Genomic DNA, 18,078 nt, shown 5'->3' on the forward strand with positions numbered 1-18,078 from the left:
CCTCGCCCTCAGGGAGGGGGAGTCCGGTCTCGTCACGACGCCGTCGCTGCCCCGCCCAGCGCCTTGTAGAGCGTCATCGTCGCGTTGAGCTGGTTCAGCCGGTTCTGCGCCAGCGATACCTCCGCAGCGCGGCGCCTGTCCTTGGCATCGAGCACCGGCTGCAGCGCGGTCGCGCCGGCGCGATAGCGCACCTCCGACAGTCGCTCGGCGCGTTGCGCCTCCTGCAGCGCCAGCGCCAGGCTTTCGCTTTCTGCGCGAAGTTGGGTGCGTGACGACAGCGCGTTCTCGACCTCGGAAAGCGCCGTGTAGAGCGACTGCCTGAAGCCCGCCACTGCTTCTTCGTACTGCGTCTGCGACACCGCTACCGTCAGCCGAGCCGTGTTCCATTGCAGGAAAGGCAGCGTCAGCCCCGCACCCAGCGTGGCCACCGGGTTCTTCAGCAGTTCGCCGAGCGCGGTGCTCGAGGTGCCCAGTACGCCCGTCAGGCTCAGCGCGGGATAGAAACCGGTGCGCGTGGCATCGACGTTCGCGAGCGCGCCGCGCAGGCGCTGCTCGGCGGCGCGAAGGTCGGGGCGACGGCCCAGCAGGCTCGCGGGCACGCCGGCATCGATGGCGGGCAACGGGATGTCGGGCAGCCGCGCAGGCTCCGGGGCCATCGGCTCGGGCGGCTGGTCGGACAGGATCGCCAGCGCGTTGCGCGCCTCCACCCGCTGCTGCAGCAGCTGGGTGTGGGCCGCTTCCTGGGTCGCGAGGTTCTGGCCGGCCTGCGCAACGTCCAGTCCCGACACCGCGCCGGCCGCGTACTTCACGCGTGCCAGCGCGAGGATGCGGCGGCCGTCTTCCATGCCCGCCTCGCTCAGTTCGATGCGCTGGTTCAGGTAGCCGATCTGCCAATAGAGGCCCGCCGTGGTGCCGACCAGTGACAGCGCCGCGGCCTCGCGGTCGGACTCGGTCGCCTTGAGTTCCCAGTCGGCAGCGCTGCGCAGTGCCGAGAGGCGGCCCCACAGGTCGAGTTCGTAGCTCAGCGTCACCGCTGAACTGGAGGCCGAGCCGGCCACGCCGCCGCGCTTCAGGTCGTAGCTTCGGCTGGTGCTGGCCTGGCCCAGCACGTCGGGCGTGAGGTTCGTGTTCGCCAAGCCCGCCTGAAGCTGCGCGCGCCGGACGCGGATGCCGGCCGCCGCCAGGTTGTTGTTGGTGCGAAGCGCGTCGTCGATGAGCCGGTCGAGCTGACGATCGCCGAAAGCCGTCCACCAGTCGGCCGACTGCGCAACCATGGCACCGGTGGCCGCTGGCGGAATCGGCTGCTGCCAACGCTGCGGAACCTCGAGCGGCCGCTGCGCGCGCGGCTCGGGCTGGAACAGCGTGCAGCCGCCCAGGGCGAGCACCGCGACGGCCAGCAAGGCAGAGGAAAGACGAGCCCTACTCACGAGCCAGCGCCTCGATGGGGTCCAGCCGCGCCGCGTTGCGCGCCGGCAGATAGCCGAACAGCACGCCGATCAGCGACGCGCACAGGAATGCCGAGACCACGGCGCCCATTGAAAAGATCATTTGCCACTGCTTGACGAAGAGCGAGAACAGGAAGCTGATGCCGTAAGAGAGCGTCACGCCGACCAGGCCGCCCACCAGGCACACGAGTACCGCCTCGGTCAGGAACTGCTGCAGCACGTTGCTCTGGCGCGCACCCACCGCCATGCGGATGCCGATCTCGCGCGTGCGCTCGGTCACCGACACCAGCATGATGTTCATCACGCCGATTCCGCCCACCACCAGCGAGATCACCGCGATGAGCGACAGCAGCAGCGTGAGCGACTGGCTGGTGCGCTCCGCCGTCTTGACGATGCTGTCCATGTTGAAGGTGAAGAAGTCCTTGGTGCCGTGGCGCATCGTGAGCAGCTTGACGATGCTGTCTTCCGCCGCCTTGGTCGGCTGGTCGTCGCGGATGCGCACCGTGATGTTGTCGAAGTGCTGCTGCCCGAAGAGCCGGCTCGCGCCCGTGCTGTAGGGCAGCCAGATGTTGAGCGACTTGTTGCCGTCGCCGAACACCGTCTTCTTCTCCTGCGCCACGCCGATCACCGTGCACGGCAGGCTGCCCACCAGGATGATCTTGCCCACCGGCTCGGTGCCGTCGGCAAACAGCTTGCGCCGGGTGTTCTGGTCGATCACCACCACCTGCGACTGGTGCCGCACGTCGGAGGCTGTGAAGGCCGCGCCGCTGGCCATCTGCATGTCGCGCACGCGGAAGAAGCTGTCGCTCACGCCGTTCACCGTGCCGTTGATGTCGACGCTGCGGTAGCGCAGCCGCAGGCCGCGCGAGGTCACGGGCGTGACGCTGTGCACGTAGGGCTGGGCCGCGATGGCGTCGAGGTCGGAAGGTATGAGCGTGCGGATGCTCGTGGCCTTGTCGTCGCCGAAGTCGCGGCCCGGGTACACGTCGAGCGTGTTGGTGCCGATGGCGCGGATGTCCGACAGCACGTAGCGCTTGGCGCCCTCCCCGATGGCCACGATCGACACCACCGAGGTGATGCCGATGACGATGCCCAGCATGGTGAGCGCCGTGCGCATGCGGTGAGCCATCATCGAGCGCCAGGCCATGCGGAAGGCTTCGGCGAAGCGGGCCCAGCCGGTGCTGAAGCGGGCGATGCCCAACCGGGGCTTCGCCATCGCCGTGGGGGCCGCGACGTCTGCTTGCGCAGCCGCTTGAGCTGGCGCCGCCACCGTCGGCACATTGGGCCGATCGCCCACGATCACGCCGTCGGCGATCTCGATGATGCGCTCGGTGCAGCTCGCCACCTGCATGTCGTGCGTCACGATGATGATCGTGTGGCCCTGCGCATGCAGCTCGCGCAGGATGCCGATCACCTCCTGTCCGCTGCGGCTGTCGAGCGCACCAGTCGGCTCGTCCGCCAGGATCACCTGTCCGCCGTTCATGAGCGCGCGCGCGATGCTCACGCGCTGCTGCTGGCCGCCCGAGAGCTGGCTTGGCCGGTGTTCGGTGCGGTCGCCCAGGCCCAGCCGCGCGAGCAACTGGCGCGCGCGCGAGTCGCGCGCCTGGCCGTCGGTGCCGGCGTAGACGGCGGGCACCTCGACGTTGCCGGTGGCCGTCAGGTGCTGCATCAGGTGGTAGCGCTGGAAGATGAAACCGAAGTGCTCTCGGCGCAGTTCGGCCAGCGCGTCGCTGTCGAGCGTGCCCACGTCCTGGCCCGAGACGGTGTAGGTGCCGGTGCTCGGCCGGTCGAGGCAGCCGAGGATGTTCATCAGCGTCGACTTGCCGGAGCCCGAGGCGCCGACGATGGCTAGCATCTCGCCGCTTCCGATGTCGAGGTTCACGTCCTTCAGCACCTGCACCTCCTGCTCGCCCGAGGGAAAGCTGCGGCCGATGCCGCGCAGGCTGAGCAGCGGCTGCGTCATTGAGGCTTGCCCCGGCCGCCGCCGTCACCGCCGCCGCCGCCCTCGCCGCGCTCCAGCACGGCAGAGGCGTCGCCGGTGATGACGTTGTCGCCCTCCTTCAGCCCTTCGAGCACCTGCGCCTGGAAGTTGTTGGAGATGCCGACGCGCACCTTGCGCGTTTCCACGGTCTGGTCGGCCTTGAGCACGCGCACCTCCTGGCGGCCGTCCTTGTCGCGCGCACCCAGCGCCGTGAGCGGCACCGTCAGCGCCTGCTTGGCCTCGCCCAGAAGGATGGCCACCTGCGCCGTCATGTCCACGCGCAGCGTGCGGTCGGGGTTGGGCACGTCGAACAGCGCGTTGAAGAAGACGGCGTTGTTGATCTTCTCGGGCGAAGGCTGCACCGCGCGCAGCGTGCCGTGGTAGCGCTTGTCGGGGTCGCCGAGGATGGTGAAGTACACCGGCTGGCCAGGCTTCACGCGCACCACGTCGGCCTCGGACACCTGCGCCTTCACGGTCATGGTCGAGAGGTCGGCCAGCTTCATCAGCGTGGGCACCTGGAAGGCGGCGACCACGGTCTGGCCTTCGAGCGTGTTGATGGAGACGACGTCGCCGTCGATGGGCGCGACGATGCGCGTGTACGAGAGGTTCTGCTGCGCCGAGGCCACGGCCAGCTTCTGCTGGCGGATCTGCGCCTCGAGCGACACCGCGTCGGCACGCAGTGCGCGCAATTCGGCGTCTGCGCTTTCCATGTCCTGCTTCGCGGCCGCGTCCTGCGCGAGCATTTCCTGCTGGCGCGTCCAGGTGAGCTGGGCCTGCTTGACGCGCACCTCCTTGGCCAGCTTCTGCGCCAGCAGGTTGTCGAGCCTGGCCTGCTCCTGCGCCAGGGTGTTCTGCGAGATGACGGGGTCGATCTCGGCGAGCCAGTCGCCCTTCTTCACCGTTTGCCCGAGCACCACCTTGAGCGACTTGAGCTGGCCGCTCACCTGCGCACCCACCTCGACCTGCTTGAGCGCCTGCAGCACGCCCGTGGCGAGCACCGCGTTCTCGAGGTCGGAGCGCTGCACCGTCGCAGTGAGGTATTCGTTCTTCTTCGCCGGTCGAAGCCATGAAGAGGCAATGACGAGCAGCACGATCAAAACGGCGATGCCGATGAGGTATTTGCGCGATCGCCGGGGCGGATTATTGGGCATGCAAAAGAAAAGGAATGGGAAGGCGCCGGGAGCCGATTGTTTTACTGGAAGAATTCAGCACCGATAAAGAAGTTCCAGGAAAGCTCCGCGGTTTTCGCACGATCCTAGCCGCCTTTGCTGAAGAACTTTTAAAGCCCCGCGCGGTGCATTGACACCATCCTCTTACAAGCGAGCGCACAGCGGTGCGGGCCTCCAGCGCGCTCGTGACTTTATGCACTGTGTGCCCGCGAATTGGACTCCTACATTCGCAATCGGGTGGTGCATTGCACGCCGCCCGACACAGCAGATGCCATGGTCCGCGAATATCCTTTTTTCGCGGCCGGGGCATCTTTTTTCCGACGCATTCAATTAAGGGGAAACGACCATGAAATTCAAACAGTCGAAAACGCTGCTGCGCAATGCAGCCCTGGGTGGTGCAATTGCAACGCTGCTGGCTTTCAGCGGCGCAGCGAGCGCGGCCCACATGCCGCAGGACAGCGACGCGCTGCAGACGGCGGGCGTCATCGCCAGCGTCGGAGCGCCTGCTTCGAAGCTCAAGGCGGAAGAAGTGTCGGCCCGGCAAGACCTGCTGAGCCTTGTCGCCCCCGCCGCCAAGCCCGAGAGGGCTCAGCCCGTGAATACCGCTTTGGTCGAGAGCTGCGCGAGCCGCTGGTACTGGCGCAGCCTGCTGGAAGAAATGGCCTGCGGCTTCTCAGGCCAAGGCTGGTTCAACTGAGCCTCGCGGCGTGAAAAAGCCGCCCTCCAAGGGGCGGCTTCCGGAGGCCTAAAGAAGACGCTCAGCGTGCGCGACGCGAACGCACCAGCAGCGTGATCAGCAGCAGCGACAGAACCACGAACGCGATGAACGACCAGTTCGCCAGCGTCAGTCCGAACAGCGACCAGTCGACCTTCGAACAGTCGCCACCGCCGCGGAAGATCATCGGCAGCGCGCGCTTCAGCGGAAAGGTCTCGATCATCCCGTAGAGGTCGCGGCCGCAGCTCACGACTTCGGGCGGATACCACTGCAGCCAGCTCTGCGAGGCCGCCGTATAGGCACCGCCCAGCGCGGCCAGCAGCGCCAGCACACCGCCCACGACCCGCAGCCCCACGTTGCGGAACACCCCGGCCAGCCCGGTGAACAGCGCCACCAGCACCAGCGCGTAACGCTGCACGATGCACATCGGACAAGGTTCGAGCCCGACCACGTGCTGCAGGTAGAGCCCGAAGGCCAGCATCAGGACACAGGCAAGGCAGATCAAGCCGAACGCGCGGCGCGGCGCGCCGAAGTACCAATCGATCAAGGAGATACCCAATCTTCTTCTACGAACACTCTGGCCTTGCGCGGATTGGCGACGACGGTGTCGCCCTCCTTCAAGCCCAGATCGCGGAACTGTTGCGCAGGGAGTTGCGCTTCGATGATGGTTCCGGAGCCCGGATTATCTGGATTCGAATCCGTGGGCTCAAGTTCCAGCCGCGCGATGGGTCCGACGACGATCGCGCGCGACAGCGTGGCGACGATGCCCGAGGCGCCGCTCGCGTAGGGTGTCACGTCGATGTCATGCGGACGCACGTATGCACGCGCCTTGGCGTCGCGCGCGCCGCTGTGTTCCGGAGATTCGAGGCGCATGCCCTGGAGCTGCACCGCGCCGTTGTCGGCGCGGCCGTGGAACAGGTTCACGTCGCCCAGGAAGCCGTAGACGAACGGGCTCGCGGGCTGGTCCCACACTTCCTGCGGCGAGCCCACCTGTTCGATCTGCCCCTTGTTGATGACCACCACGCGGTCGGCCACCTCGAGCGCCTCTTCCTGGTCGTGCGTGACGAAGATGGAGGTGACGTGCAGCTCGTCGTGCAGCCGGCGCAGCCAGCGTCGCAGCTCCTTGCGCACCTTGGCGTCGAGCGCGCCGAAGGGTTCGTCCAGCAGCAGCACCTTCGGCTCCACCGCCAGCGCACGGGCCAGCGCGATGCGCTGGCGCTGGCCGCCGGAGAGCTGCGAGGGATAGCGGTCGGCCAGCCAGTCGAGCTGAACCAGCTTGAGCAGGTCGGTCACCTTGGCCTTGATCTGCGCGTCGCTCGGGCGCTCCTTGCGCGGCTTCACGCGCAGGCCGAAGGCCACGTTCTCGAACACGGTCATGTGGCGGAACAGCGCGTAGTGCTGGAACACGAAGCCCACCTGCCGCTCGCGCACGTGCACGTCGGTGGTGTCCTCGCCCGAGAACAGGATGCTGCCCGTGTCGGCCGTCTCCAGCCCCGCGATGATGCGCAGCAGCGTGGTCTTGCCGCAGCCCGAGGGGCCGAGCAGAGCGACCAGCTCGCCCGAATCGACGTCGAGGCTCACGTCGCGCAGCGCGCGGAAGTCGCCGAACTGCTTGCTGATGTTGCGGATTTCGATGCTCATGATTTCTTCTCTCTCAGGGCTCAGGCCGCCGTGGCTTCAGGGGGCCGTTCCGGGGGCAGCTCGGCAATGGCCTTCATCTCGCGCTCGTGGCGCCATTCGATCACCGACTTGATCACCAGCGTGACCAGCGCCAGGATCGCCAGCAGCGAAGCCACAGCGAAGGCGGCCACCGACTGGTATTCGTTGTAGAGCACTTCCACGTGCAGCGGCATGGTGTTGGTCTGGCCGCGGATGTGCCCCGACACCACCGACACCGCGCCGAACTCGCCCATGGCGCGCGCGTTGCACAGGATCACGCCGTACAGCAGGCCCCACTTGATGTTGGGCAGCGTCACGCGCCAGAAGGTCTGCCAGCCGGTCGCGCCCAGCACGATGGCGGCCTGCTCCTCGTCGGTACCCTGCGCCTGCATCAGCGGCACGAGTTCGCGCGCGATGAACGGGAAGGTCACGAACACGGTCGCCAGCACGATGCCGGGCACGGCGAAGATGATCTTGATGTCGTGCTCGGCAAGCCAAGGGCCCAGCCAGCCCTGCGCACCGAACACCAGCACGTAGATCAGGCCCGCCACCACCGGCGACACCGCGAACGGCAGGTCGACCAGCGTGGTCAGCAGCGCCTTGCCGCGGAACTCGAACTTGGCGATGGCCCAGGCGCCGGCCACGCCGAACACCAGGTTCATCGGCACCGCGATGGCGGCCGTGATCAGCGTCAGGCGGATGGCGCTCCAGGCGTCGGGCTCCTTCAGCGCATCGATGTACGCGGTGACGCCCTTGCGAAGGGCCTCGGTCGCCACGGCGGCCAGCGGCAGCACCAGGAACAGGAACATGAAGCCGAGCGCGATGCCGATCAGCAGCCAGCGCACCCAGGCGGCTTCGGTGGTGCCGGCCTGCGCGCGGCGAACGACTTTGGAAGGGGCACTCATGTCAGCTCCCCGAACGGCGACGCTGCCAGGCCTGCAGGCCGTTGATGACCAGCAGCAGCAGGAAGGAAATGACCAGCATCACCAGCGCGACGGCGGTGGCACCCGCGTAGTCGTACTGCTCCAGCTTGCCGATGATGATGAGCGGCGTGATCTCCGAGATCATCGGCATGTTGCCGGCGATGAAGATCACCGAGCCGTACTCGCCGATGGCCCGCGCGAAGGCCATGGCAAAGCCCGTCAGCAGCGCCGGCGCGATGGACGGGAAGATCACCTTGGTGAAGGTCTGCAGCCGCGTCGCGCCCAGCGAGGTGGCAGCTTCCTCCAGCTCCTTCTCGGCGTCTTCCAGCACCGGCTGCACCGTGCGAACCACGAAGGGCAGCCCGATGAAGATCAGCGCGATCACCACGCCCGCCGGCGTGAAGGCCAGCTTGATGCCGTGCGGCTCGAGCAGTTGGCCGATCCAGCCGTTGCCGGCCAGCAGCGCCGTCAGCGAGATGCCGGCCACGGCCGTGGGCAGCGCAAACGGCAGGTCGACCAGCGCATCGACGATGCGCTTGCCCGGAAACTTGTAGCGCACCAGCACCCAGGCCACCAGCAGGCCGAACACCGCGTTCACGATGGCGGCGAGCAGCGAGGCGCCGAAGGTCAGCCGGTACGAGGCCATCACGCGCGGCGCGGTCACTGCCGTCCAGAACTGCTCCCAGCTCAGCGTGAAGGTCTTGAAGACCAGCGCCGACAGCGGGATCAGCACGATCAGGCTCAGGTAGAGGATCGAGAAGCCCAGCGTGATTTGGAAACCGGGCAGCACGCGCTTGGCGCCCCCTGCCCGGTTGGCACGCGAAAAAGGCGCTCCCGCGGTCGGGAGCGCCGAAGAAGTCACACCACTCATGATGAGAACGGTCCGTTGTTGAAGCGCTGGTCACTTCGTGGAACACCGCGGAACCGGCTTTGCCGGGCCGCTGGTGCTGCCCCCTGCAGGGGGGCTGGCGAAGCGACACGTAGTGCGCGAAGACTGGGGGTGTGCTTCACTTTCCGCCAGGCGTGTACAGCTTGTCGAACTGGCCGCCGTCGTTGAAGTGCACCTTCTGCGCTTCGCCGAGGCTGCCGAACAGTTCCTGCACCGTGAAGAGCTGCAGCGGCTTGAAGGTCGATGCGTACTTCTTGAGCACCGCCTGCGAGCGCGGACGCAGCGCGTGCTTGGCGGCGATTTCCTGCGCTTCCTCGGAATACAGCCAGTCGAGGTACGCCTTGGCGAGCTCGCCGGTGCCCTTCTTGGCGACGGTGCGCTCGACCACGGCCACCGGGTTCTCGGCCACGATGCTGATCGAGGGGTAGACCGAATCGACCTTGCCGGTGCCGAATTCGCGGTCGATGGAGACCACTTCCGATTCGAAGGTGATCAGCGCGTCGCCGATGTTGCGCTGCAGGAAGGCAGTGGTGGCGTCGCGGCCGCCGCGTGCCAGCACCGGCACGTTCTTGAACAGCTTGCCGACGAACTCGGCGGCCTGGGCGTCGGTGCCGCCCTTCTTCTTGACGTAGCCCCAGGCGGCCAGGTAGGCGTAGCGGCCGTTGCCGCCGGTCTTGGGGTTGACGATCACGACCTGCACGCCGGGCTTGATCAGGTCGTCCCAGTCCTTGATGCCCTTGGGGTTGCCGTTGCGCACGAGGAACAGCATGGTCGACGTGGTCGGCGATGCGTTCTCGGGGAATTTCTTGTTCCAGTCCTTGGCGACCACGCCGGTGTTGGCCAGGAAGTCGATGTCGGTGGAGGTGTTCATCGTCACCACATCGGCGTCGAGGCCATCGGCCACCGCGCGGGCCTGCGCGCTGGAGCCGCCGTGCGACTGGTCGATCTTCACGTCCTTGCCGGTCGCCTTCTTGTAGTGCGCCACGAAGGCCGCGTTGTAGTCCTTGTAGAACTCGCGCGCCACGTCGTAGGAAGCATTCAGCAGCCCCGTGCCCTGGGCGAAGGCGGTGCTGCCGGCGAGTGCGGAGGACGCCAGCGCGAGCACGGCGACGAAGGTCTTGATTCTGGAAGTCATGTAGTTGCCAGGTTTTCTGAAAATTCACGCCCCGCCGACCATGCGGCGGGCTCGTCGGTCAGCGACTGGAGCAAGGCAAGGCCCAGCGGCCACTCCCCGTGCCCCGAATCGATGTTGATGTGGCCCGCATTCTGCATCCGGACGAACTCGCTGCCCCAGGCGCGCGAATATGCGCCCGCCAGGCGGATCGGACAGTACGGATCGTTGCTGCTGGCCACCACGATGCTGCGGTACGGCAGCGCGGCATATGGCACGGGTGCGAAATCGGAGAGCACCGCGCGGCGCTCGGGGTCGGCGGGTGCCACCAGCAGCGCCCCCTGGATGCGGGCCGCGGCCTCTGCCGGCAGGTGGGCCGTGGCGATGCAGCCGAGGCTGTGCGCGGCGATCACCACCGGGCCATCGCTCTCCAGCACCAGCTTGGCCAGCGTGCTCACCCACGCCTCGCGCTTGGGCGAAGCCCAGTCGTCCTGCACCACGCGTGCAGCGCCCGGGATGCGCTCCTCCCACAGGCTCTGCCAGTGGCCGGGCCCGGAGTCGCGCCAACCAGGCACGATCACGACGCGGGTCTGCATGACGGCGTTGCCTTTCTCGCCCGCTTTACTTGTTCGGCTGCGGCGTGATGCGCAGGTACGGGCGCACGGCCTTGAAGCCCTTGGGGAAGCGCTCGGCCAGCTCGGCCGGGTCCTGGATGGCCGGGATGATGACCACGTCGTCGCCGTCCTTCCAGTTCACGGGCGTGGCGACCTTGTGGCTGTCGGTGAGCTGCAGCGAGTCGATGACGCGCAAGATCTCGTCGAAGTTGCGGCCGGTGGACGCCGGGTAGGTGATGGTGGTGCGGATCACCTTCTTCGGGTCGATGATGAACACGCTGCGCACGGTGGCCGTGGCCGAGGCGTTCGGGTGGATCAGGTCGTACAGGTCGGCCACCTTGCGGTCGGCGTCCGCGATGATGGGGAAGTTGACCGTGGTGTTCTGCGTGTCGTTGATGTCGCCGATCCACTCCTTGTGCTTGGTGGCCGGGTCCACGCTCAGCGCGATGGGCTTCACGCCGCGCTTGGCGAATTCGCCCGACAGCGCCGCGGTCTTGCCGAGCTCGGTGGTGCACACGGGGGTGAAGTCGGCGGGGTGCGAGAAGAACACGACCCACGAATCGCCGGCCCACTGGTAGAAGTCGATGGGGCCTTCGCTCGAATCCTGGGTGAAATTGGGGGCGGTGTCGCCTAGACGCAGAGTAGCCATGGTCGCTCCTGGATTGGATGGGAGTCCCGGATTGTGCGAACCCTTGCTTCAATGCCAAACGAATATCTGCTTGTTTGGATATGACGTTTTCCGCATAACGCGCTGATCCCGCCCCGCGCTAGAACATCCGCATGTCAGCGCTCTGCAGGTGCTCCATCAGGAAATCGATCAGCTTCCGTACCGCCGGCACCAGCGCCCGCCGCGCCGGAAACACCATGTGCGCGATCACCGGCGGCGGGCCCCAACCCGGCAGAAGCCTCACCAGCCGGCCGGCCTCCACGTCGGCGCGGCACATGTAGTCAGGAAGCATGGTCGCGCCGACACCGCCCAGCGCGCCGTATTGCAGCGTGGCCAGGTCGTCCGCCACGTACAGCGGCATGTGCGAATGGACGACGCTCTCGCCGTTCGGGCCCTCCAGCCGCCAGTCGGCGCGCCCTTCCCCGTTGACCGACATGGCCGCCGTGGGCAGCTTGGCCAGGTCGGCCACCGTCTGCACCGGCCCATATCGCTTCAGCAGCCCCGGGCTCGCCACCAGCACGCCGCGGCTGTAGCCGAAGGTCTTGGCGACCAGCACGGTGCTGTCTTCGATGACGGGGCGCACACGCAAGGCGATGTCGATGCCCTCCTCGATCAGGTCGACCGGCCGGTTGATCACCTTCATGTCGATGCGTACGGCCGGGTAGCGCTCCATGAACACAGGCATGAGCTGTGCCAGGCCGCTGTGGGCGATCGTGACCGGGCAGCTCAGCCGCACCAGCCCGCTGGGTTCGGTCTGCACCTGGGCCACCGCCTCGGCCGCCGCCTGGGCCGCGTCGCGCATGGCGGAAGCATGCCGCAGGTAGATCTCGCCGGCCGGCGTGAGCGACAGCCGCCGCGTGCTGCGCTGCATCAGCTGCACGCCAAGGCGCTCCTCCAGCTCCGCCACCCGGCGCGAGAGGCGCGACTTGGGGATGCCCAGTGCCCGGCTGGCGGCCGCAAAGCCGCCGCGCTCGGCCACTTCGGCGAAGAAAACCATGTCGTTGAGGTCTTGCATGACAGCCATTGTCCCGCAGATAGAACGATGTAGCCAGATTTTGGCTACTTATCGATTACTCGATCGAAAAATAGAATTCTTCCATCCGCCGGCCATCTTGAGCGCCGACAGCCATACAGAAAGTGATCGATTGAAATGAAGCTGCTCCACATCGACTCCAGCATCCTCGGCACCAACTCGACCTCGCGCCTGCTCTCGGCCGAAATCGTGACCGCATGGCGTGCCTCCCATCCCGACACCGCCGTCGAGTACCTCGACCTGGCCGTGGACACCCCCTCGCACTTCGGCGCCGACGCGCTGGGCATCAAGACGGGCGTGCAGGCCCAGCCCACCCCGGCCCAGCAGCGCGAGAACGACCTGTCCGAAAAGCTGGTGAGCCAGTTCCTCGCGGCGGACGTGGTCGTGATCGGCGCGCCCTTCTACAACTTCTCGATTCCGACCCAGCTCAAGGCCTGGATCGACCGCCTCGCGCAGGCCGGCCGCACCTTCAAGTACACCGAGAAGGGGCCCGTGGGCCTGGCCGGCGGCAAGACCGTCATCGTGGCCCTGAGCCGCGGCGGCGTGTACTCGGCCAGCGAAGGCGGCCAGGCGATGGAACACCAGGAGAGCTACCTGAAGGTGATCTTCGGCTTCTTCGGCATCACCGACGTGCGCTTCGTGCGCGCCGAAGGCCTGGCGATGGGCGACGAGGCCCGCAACAAGGCCCTGGCCGCCGCCCGCGCCGACATCCTGGCGACCACGGCCGAAGCGGCCAACCAGCGCAGCGCAGCGATCGCCGCCTGACCGGCGCCGCCGCCCGCAGCGAAAAAAGCCGCCCTTGCCGGGCGGCTTTTTTGCTTTCGCAGGGTACAGGCGCCGATCAGGCCGAGTGGCTCTTGATCCAGGCCACGTACTTGTCCATCCAGCCCTGCAGGAACTTCTTCGAGCCTTCGTTGCCGATGTGGCCCTTGTCGTCGAACAGGTCGTCCTTGGCCTGCAGGAACACTTCAGGCGCGCCCAGCGTGGGAACGTCGAGGTAGGCAAGGATGTTGCGCAGGTGCTGCTGCGCGAGCGCGGTGCCGATGGCGCCGACCGAGATGCCGACCACGCCGGCCGGCTTGCCCGCCCAGGCGCTCTGGCCGTAGGGGCGCGAGGCATGGTCGATGGCGTTCTTCAGCACGCCGGGAATGGAGCGGTTGTATTCGGGCGTGACGAACAGCAGGCCGTCGGCGGCCGCGATCTCGGTCTTCAGGCGCTTCACCGACGCGGCCTGGTTGCCATCATCGTCCTGGTTGTACAGGGGCAGATCGTCGATGCGCAGGCTCTCGAAGGTGAAGTCCGAGGGCGCGAGGTGCGCCAGGGCGAGGGCCAGCTTGTGGTTGTAGGAATCCTTGCGCAGGCTGCCGACGATGACGGCGATGCGGGTCTGGGCCATGAATGTGCTCCTTGGTTGAGAGGGTCGGAATGACGAGCCCGATTATGCGAAGCGCCCATGACCTTTTCTGGAAAAGTTCATCCGCTTGCGGCCGATCGACGTCAAGATGACACGTTCCGTTTCGCTACGTTTCCATCCGGGCTTCCATCCAGGCGCAGGACGCATCAGTGACCCATTCATCTTCCCACCACGACGTCATCGTCATCGGCCTCGGCGCGCTCGGCGCCGCCACCCTCTGCCAGCTCGCCCAACGCGGCGCGCGCGTGCTGGGCATCGACCAGTTCTCCCCGCCGCACGACCAGGGCTCCTCGCACGGCGACTCGCGCATCACGCGGCTGGCCGTGGGCGAAGGCGACGAATACGTGCCCTTCGTGCAGCGCTCGCATGCCATCTGGCGCGAGCTCGAGGCGCGCACCGGCAAGTCGCTCATGACCACGACCGGCGGCCTGATCCTCGCGCCGCGCGACCGCGTGGCCGAGCACCACGGCAAGTCCGACTTCGTGCGCCGCACCATCGCCTGCGCCGAGCGATTCGGCATCGCGCACGAGGTGCTCGACGCCGCCGGCATCCGCGCGCGCTTTCCGCAGTTCAGGCTGCAGGGCGACGAGATCGGCTACTTCGAGTACGAGGCCGGCTTCGTGCGGCCAGAGGAGGCCATCGGCGCGCAGCTCGACGTTGCGCGCGCATCGGGCGCACGGACGATCACCGGCGAGCGAGTCGACGCCGTCGAGCCGACAGGCAGCGGCGACGTGCTGCGTGTGCGAACCGCCGCCGCGAGCTTCACGGCCGACCGCGTCGTGGTCGCGGCCGGTGCCTGGCTGCCCGCCTTCCTCGGCGCACAGGCGCGCACCGACTGGCAGGCCGACTTCTCCGTGCACCGGCAGGTGATGCACTGGTTCGACACCGGCAGCGCCGCCGCCGACTTCGCGCCGGGGCGCTTCCCCATCTTCATCTGGATGTTCGGCGACGGGCCGGAAGACTACATGTACGGCTTTCCGGCCTCCGACCCGGCGCAGCCCGCGCTCAAGGTCGCGACCGAGCAGTATGTCGACGCAACCACGCCCGCCACCATCGACCGCAGCGTGAGCGCGGAAGAAAGCGCCGCCATGTACCGCGAGCGCGTGGCCGGCCGCTTTCCGCAGATCGGAGGCCGGGCCGTGAAGGCACGCGCCTGCATGTACACCGTGACGCCAGACCGCCGTTTCGTGATCGACGCACTCGACGGCATGCCCAGCCTGCTCGTGGTCTCGGCCTGCTCGGGCCACGGCTTCAAGCACTCGGCCGGGCTGGGCGACGCCATCGCGGATCATGTGCTGGGCCGCGCCAGCGCGCTCGACCTCTCGCCCTTTGCCCGCGGCCGTCTGCTGGAGAAGGCTGCGGCCTGAAGCACGCACGGGCGATCCCGGGCATCATCGCGGCCGATCTTTTCACTGTCGGATACAGGAGCGAAGCGCGATGAGATTTCTCGTGGTGGGTGCCGGCGCACTCGGTGGTTATTTCGGCGGCCGTCTGCTGGAGGCGGGACGCGACGTCACCTTCCTGCTGCGCCCGCGCCGCGCGGCGCAGCTCGCGAAGACCGGGCTGGTGATACAGAGCCCCTTCGGCAACCTGCAGCTGCCCTCGCCGAAGCACGTGCTGGCCGACGGCATCGACGGGCCCTACGACGTGATCGTGGTCGGCAGCAAGGCCTACGACCTCGACTCGACGATGGACTCGTTCGCACCGGCCGTCGGCCCCGACACCGTGATCCTCCCCCTGCTCAACGGCATGAGCCACATCGACCGGCTCGTCGAGCGCTTCGGCAGCGAGCGCGTGCTGGGCGGCCTGTGCATGATCTCCGCCACCCTCGACGATGAAGGTCGCGTGCTGCATCTCAACGACATGCACGGCCTGAGCTTCGGCGAGCGCGCGGGCGGCCGGTCGGCGCGGGTCGATGCCATCGCCGCGCAGTTCGCCGGGGCGAAGTTCGACGCCACGGCCAGCGAGAGCATCGCGCAGGACATGTGGGAGAAGTGGGTCTTCATCGCCTCGGCAGCCGGCCTCACGAGCCTCATGCACGCCTCCATCGGCGACATCGTGGCCGCCGGCGGCCAGGACGTGGCGCTGTCGATCTTCGACGAGTGCTGCGCCATCGCCGCCCACAACGGCTTCGCGCCGCGCGCTCCCGCCGTACAGCGTGGGCGCGCCATCATCACGGCCGCCGGCTCGCCGATGACGGCATCGATGTACAAGGACATGGCTCGCGGCGCTGCCGTGGAAGCCGATCACATCGTCGGCGACCTCCTGAGCCGCGCGGCGCCCGGCAATGCCACGGTGCCCACCGTGCTGCGCACCGCCTACGTGCACCTCAAGGCCTACGAGGCTCGACGCGCCCGCGAGGCTGCCGCGGCTGCAGCCTGAGGAGCCAATGAAGGACGCGCTGGCCTTCCTGCACACGGCACAGGTCCATGTGCCGACCTTCGAACGGCTGGTGCGACGGATCGAGCCTGGCTTGCGCGTGCGCCACGTGGTCCGCGAAGAGTTGCTGGCCGATGCGCGCGTCGTGGGCGTCGACGACGCCGGGCTCGTCTCCCGCGTTCACGAGGCCATGCACGAAGCCGCATCGGAAGGCGCGAAGGTCGTGGTGTGCACCTGCTCGACCATCGGCGCCATCGCCGAACGCACGCCCACCGGCGATGCCTTCAGGGCCCTTCGCATCGACCGTGCCATGGCCGACAGGGCCGTTCGCACAGGGCCGCGCGTGCTGATCGCCGCGGCACTCGAAAGCACGCTGGCTCCGACCAAGGCGCTTGTTCTTTCGGCGGCGCAAGACGCCGGGATCGCGGTCCAGCCGGCCATGCTGTTCGTCGAGGACGCATGGCCGCATTTCGAGGCCGGAGACAGCGCGCGCTACATCGAGACGCTTGCCAGCGCCATCCGCGCGGCATCGGCGGAGGCCGACGTCGTCGTGCTCGCCCAGGCCTCGATGGCGCCGGTGGCCGACGCGCTCGCCGACCTGGGCATCGACGTGCTCAGCAGCCCCGCACCAGGCACTGCGCACGCGGTGGCGCTGGCCGCGGCGGCCCTGGCGCTCAGTCGGCCTTGAGGATCGTCTCGCCCTTCAGCATCCCCATGTCGCGGACGTTGAAGCGGTGGCGCTTCCAGCCTTCCCAGGTGCGCCGCATGTTGCCGATGGAGATGAGGTAGTACAGCACCTTGAACATGCCGACGGGACCGCGCATCGGCGTGCCGCGGTAGATGTCGCCGGCCAGCAGCGTCATCAGGCCCTCCTTCACCCTGAAGGGGTTGCCCGGGTGCATGAACATGTCGCGGATGGTCGGGTTGGTCACGCGGTAGATGAACCACGAGTATTCGCGCGGGCCCTTGCGCATCATCGCCTCGAAGCCCTTGCGCGCCGCGGCCAGGCGCTGCGGCTGGTCGAGCGCGGTCGCCACCAGCTCCGCACCGTCGAAGGCGCTGTGCATCGCGAGGTACACACCCGAGGAGAACATCGGATCGATGAAGGTGAAGGCATCGCCCAGCATCAGGTAGCGGTCGCCCGTGGCGTGCGTGCTGGAGTACGAGAAGTTGCCGGTGGCATGCACCGCGTCGTCGACCAGCGTGGCGTTCTTCAGGCGATCGACCAGCACCGGGCAGGTGGCGATGGTGTCGTAGAAGAACTCCTTGAGCGGCTTGTCGCGCGACTTCAGGTAGTACGGCCAGCAGACCGCTCCCACGCTGGTGGTGCCGTCGGCCAGCGGAATGAACCAGAACCAGCCGTGCGGAAACCAGCAGATGCTGATGTTGCCTTCCTTCTTGCCCTCCAGCCGCTCTGCGTTGGTGAAGTGGCCGAACAGCGCGGTGCTGTTGTGGTCGGGGTTCTTCTGCTTGCAGCGGAATTTGTTGGCCAGCAGCGTGTCGCGGCCGGTGGCATCGACCACGAAGCGGGCGCGCCAGCTGCGGCGCGCACCGTCGTCCATCTCGGCCTGGACCGTGGCGCCGTCGGCATCGAAGGCCACGTCGCGCACCTTGCAGCCTTCGATTGCCTGCGCCCCGCAGGCGGCCGCGTTGCGGAACAGGAGCTCGTCGAGTTCGGAGCGGCGCACCTGCCAGGCCGAGTCGAGCGACTTGTCCAGGCCTTCGCCGAACTCGACGTAGCTGCGGTGCTCATGCTCGGGCGAGACGAACTCGATGCCGAACTTGGGCATGCCGATCTTCTCGACCTGGTCGCGCACGCCCAGCTTGTCGAACAGCTCCACGTTCGCCGGCAGCAGCGATTCGCCGATGTGAAAGCGCGGATGGTGCGCCTTCTCCAGCAGCACCACCTTGCGGCCCTGGCGGGCCAGCAGCGTGGCGATGGTCGACCCTGCGGGACCGCCGCCGACGACCAGCACGTCGCAGGATTCGTCGGCCGCCTGGGACACGGAAGAACTAGCTTGAGGCAAGGACATGCGATGGCAAGCAACAATGTTAACAATCGCAAGCATAGCGCGACGG

General features: G+C 67.5%; 18 protein-coding genes. 5 read left to right on the top strand and 13 right to left on the bottom strand.

What is annotated here, in order from left to right; genetic code table 11:
- Positions 1-32: 32 nt before the first annotated feature.
- The 3 genes from G369_RS0104935 to macA are packed head-to-tail and all read right to left on the bottom strand — an operon-like array spanning position 33 to position 4,577.
- Complete coding sequence (locus G369_RS0104935) at positions 33-1,427, bottom strand: efflux transporter outer membrane subunit (RefSeq protein ID WP_019652872.1); 1,395 nt, start codon at positions 1,425-1,427, stop codon at positions 33-35.
- Positions 1,420-3,408 carry a macrolide ABC transporter ATP-binding protein/permease MacB gene (gene macB, locus G369_RS0104940; RefSeq protein WP_019652873.1) on the bottom strand — a complete coding sequence of 663 codons (1,989 nt, stop codon included), beginning with the start codon at positions 3,406-3,408 and terminating at the stop codon, positions 1,420-1,422. The genes G369_RS0104935 and macB overlap by 8 nt, the downstream gene beginning before the upstream one ends.
- Positions 3,405-4,577: a macrolide transporter subunit MacA gene (macA, locus tag G369_RS0104945; RefSeq protein WP_019652874.1), complete on the bottom strand. Its 1,173-nt coding sequence runs from the start codon at positions 4,575-4,577 to the stop codon at positions 3,405-3,407. The genes macB and macA overlap by 4 nt, the downstream gene beginning before the upstream one ends.
- 364 nt (positions 4,578-4,941) lie before the next feature.
- Here macA and G369_RS0104950 point away from each other — a divergent pair, with 364 nt between their 5' ends.
- A complete protein-coding gene (locus tag G369_RS0104950) occupies positions 4,942-5,292 on the top strand; it encodes a hypothetical protein (RefSeq protein ID WP_019652875.1) in 351 nt (116 codons plus the stop codon).
- Positions 5,293-5,353: 61 nt separating this feature from the next.
- Here the strand turns inward: G369_RS0104950 and G369_RS0104955 are convergent, their stop codons facing one another.
- The 8 genes from G369_RS0104955 to G369_RS0104990 all read right to left on the bottom strand — a co-directional run bounded on the left by G369_RS0104955 (position 5,354) and on the right by G369_RS0104990 (position 12,188).
- Positions 5,354-5,857, bottom strand: a complete 504-nt coding sequence (locus G369_RS0104955) for a disulfide bond formation protein B (protein ID WP_019652876.1) — start codon at positions 5,855-5,857, stop codon at positions 5,354-5,356.
- Positions 5,854-6,951, bottom strand: coding sequence for a sulfate/molybdate ABC transporter ATP-binding protein (locus tag G369_RS0104960; protein ID WP_019652877.1), 1,098 nt, complete (start codon positions 6,949-6,951; stop codon positions 5,854-5,856). Before G369_RS0104960 ends, G369_RS0104955 begins: the two co-directional genes overlap by 4 nt.
- 20 nt (positions 6,952-6,971) lie before the next feature.
- Positions 6,972-7,874: a sulfate ABC transporter permease subunit CysW gene (cysW, locus tag G369_RS0104965; RefSeq protein WP_019652878.1), complete on the bottom strand. Its 903-nt coding sequence runs from the start codon at positions 7,872-7,874 to the stop codon at positions 6,972-6,974.
- 1 nt (position 7,875) lies between these two features.
- Positions 7,876-8,763: a sulfate ABC transporter permease subunit CysT gene (cysT, locus tag G369_RS0104970; protein WP_019652879.1), complete on the bottom strand. Its 888-nt coding sequence runs from the start codon at positions 8,761-8,763 to the stop codon at positions 7,876-7,878.
- A gap of 136 nt (positions 8,764-8,899) precedes the next feature.
- Positions 8,900-9,916, bottom strand: a complete 1,017-nt coding sequence (locus tag G369_RS0104975) for a sulfate ABC transporter substrate-binding protein (protein ID WP_019652880.1) — start codon at positions 9,914-9,916, stop codon at positions 8,900-8,902.
- On the bottom strand, positions 9,913-10,488 hold the full coding sequence (locus G369_RS0104980) for an RBBP9/YdeN family alpha/beta hydrolase (protein ID WP_019652881.1): 576 nt from the start codon (positions 10,486-10,488) through the stop codon (positions 9,913-9,915). Before G369_RS0104980 ends, G369_RS0104975 begins: the two co-directional genes overlap by 4 nt.
- A gap of 25 nt (positions 10,489-10,513) precedes the next feature.
- Entirely contained in the window at positions 10,514-11,155 is a 642-nt protein-coding gene (locus G369_RS0104985) for a peroxiredoxin (protein WP_019652882.1), read from the bottom strand.
- A gap of 118 nt (positions 11,156-11,273) precedes the next feature.
- Positions 11,274-12,188 carry a LysR family transcriptional regulator gene (locus tag G369_RS0104990; protein ID WP_026346206.1) on the bottom strand — a complete coding sequence of 305 codons (915 nt, stop codon included), beginning with the start codon at positions 12,186-12,188 and terminating at the stop codon, positions 11,274-11,276.
- Between the two features lie 135 nt (positions 12,189-12,323).
- On the opposite strand from G369_RS0104990, the gene G369_RS0104995 reads away from it, so the two are divergent.
- Positions 12,324-12,971, top strand: coding sequence for an FMN-dependent NADH-azoreductase (locus G369_RS0104995; protein WP_019652884.1), 648 nt, complete (start codon positions 12,324-12,326; stop codon positions 12,969-12,971).
- 76 nt (positions 12,972-13,047) lie between these two features.
- Here the strand turns inward: G369_RS0104995 and G369_RS0105000 are convergent, their stop codons facing one another.
- Positions 13,048-13,602: an NADPH-dependent FMN reductase gene (locus tag G369_RS0105000; protein WP_019652885.1), complete on the bottom strand. Its 555-nt coding sequence runs from the start codon at positions 13,600-13,602 to the stop codon at positions 13,048-13,050.
- A 167-nt stretch (positions 13,603-13,769) separates the two neighbouring features.
- Between G369_RS0105000 and solA the strand changes: the two genes are divergently transcribed.
- From solA to G369_RS0105015, 3 genes are all read left to right on the top strand, one after another.
- The gene (gene solA / locus G369_RS0105005; protein ID WP_019652886.1) at positions 13,770-14,987 is read left to right on the top strand and encodes an N-methyl-L-tryptophan oxidase; all 1,218 of its coding nucleotides are present in this window, start codon (positions 13,770-13,772) and stop codon (positions 14,985-14,987) included.
- Positions 14,988-15,057: 70 nt separating this feature from the next.
- On the top strand, positions 15,058-16,002 hold the full coding sequence (gene panE, locus G369_RS0105010) for a 2-dehydropantoate 2-reductase (protein WP_019652887.1): 945 nt from the start codon (positions 15,058-15,060) through the stop codon (positions 16,000-16,002).
- A gap of 7 nt (positions 16,003-16,009) precedes the next feature.
- Positions 16,010-16,687: an Asp/Glu/hydantoin racemase gene (locus G369_RS0105015; protein WP_019652888.1), complete on the top strand. Its 678-nt coding sequence runs from the start codon at positions 16,010-16,012 to the stop codon at positions 16,685-16,687.
- On the opposite strand, the gene G369_RS0105020 is transcribed toward G369_RS0105015, so the two are convergent.
- Positions 16,674-18,032, bottom strand: a complete 1,359-nt coding sequence (locus tag G369_RS0105020) for an NAD(P)/FAD-dependent oxidoreductase (protein ID WP_019652889.1) — start codon at positions 18,030-18,032, stop codon at positions 16,674-16,676. The two genes, G369_RS0105015 and G369_RS0105020, sit on opposite strands and share 14 nt — an antisense overlap.
- Positions 18,033-18,078 lie beyond the last annotated feature (46 nt).

This window comes from Variovorax atrisoli 110B, from assembly GCF_000382045.1.
In the GTDB taxonomy this organism is placed as follows: domain Bacteria; phylum Pseudomonadota; class Gammaproteobacteria; order Burkholderiales; family Burkholderiaceae_C; genus Variovorax; species Variovorax atrisoli.

Excerpts from the sequence above, each read along its gene's own strand:
- G369_RS0104980 (WP_019652881.1), bottom strand. The coding sequence starts at position 10,488 with ATGCAGACCCGCGTCGTGATCGTGCCTGGTTGGCGCGACTCCGGGCCC.
- G369_RS0104975 (WP_019652880.1), bottom strand. The coding sequence starts at position 9,916 with ATGACTTCCAGAATCAAGACCTTCGTCGCCGTGCTCGCGCTGGCGTCC.
- G369_RS0104995 (WP_019652884.1), top strand. The coding sequence starts at position 12,324 with ATGAAGCTGCTCCACATCGACTCCAGCATCCTCGGCACCAACTCGACC.
- cysT (WP_019652879.1), bottom strand. The coding sequence starts at position 8,763 with ATGAGTGGTGTGACTTCTTCGGCGCTCCCGACCGCGGGAGCGCCTTTT.
- G369_RS0105015 (WP_019652888.1), top strand. The coding sequence starts at position 16,010 with ATGAAGGACGCGCTGGCCTTCCTGCACACGGCACAGGTCCATGTGCCG.
- G369_RS0105020 (WP_019652889.1), bottom strand. The coding sequence starts at position 18,032 with ATGTCCTTGCCTCAAGCTAGTTCTTCCGTGTCCCAGGCGGCCGACGAA.
- G369_RS0104950 (WP_019652875.1), top strand. The coding sequence starts at position 4,942 with ATGAAATTCAAACAGTCGAAAACGCTGCTGCGCAATGCAGCCCTGGGT.
- G369_RS0105000 (WP_019652885.1), bottom strand. The coding sequence starts at position 13,602 with ATGGCCCAGACCCGCATCGCCGTCATCGTCGGCAGCCTGCGCAAGGAT.
- panE (WP_019652887.1), top strand. The coding sequence starts at position 15,058 with ATGAGATTTCTCGTGGTGGGTGCCGGCGCACTCGGTGGTTATTTCGGC.
- macB (WP_019652873.1), bottom strand. The coding sequence starts at position 3,408 with ATGACGCAGCCGCTGCTCAGCCTGCGCGGCATCGGCCGCAGCTTTCCC.
- macA (WP_019652874.1), bottom strand. The coding sequence starts at position 4,577 with ATGCCCAATAATCCGCCCCGGCGATCGCGCAAATACCTCATCGGCATC.
- G369_RS0104990 (WP_026346206.1), bottom strand. The coding sequence starts at position 12,188 with ATGCAAGACCTCAACGACATGGTTTTCTTCGCCGAAGTGGCCGAGCGC.
- G369_RS0104985 (WP_019652882.1), bottom strand. The coding sequence starts at position 11,155 with ATGGCTACTCTGCGTCTAGGCGACACCGCCCCCAATTTCACCCAGGAT.
- G369_RS0104960 (WP_019652877.1), bottom strand. The coding sequence starts at position 6,951 with ATGAGCATCGAAATCCGCAACATCAGCAAGCAGTTCGGCGACTTCCGC.
- cysW (WP_019652878.1), bottom strand. The coding sequence starts at position 7,874 with ATGAGTGCCCCTTCCAAAGTCGTTCGCCGCGCGCAGGCCGGCACCACC.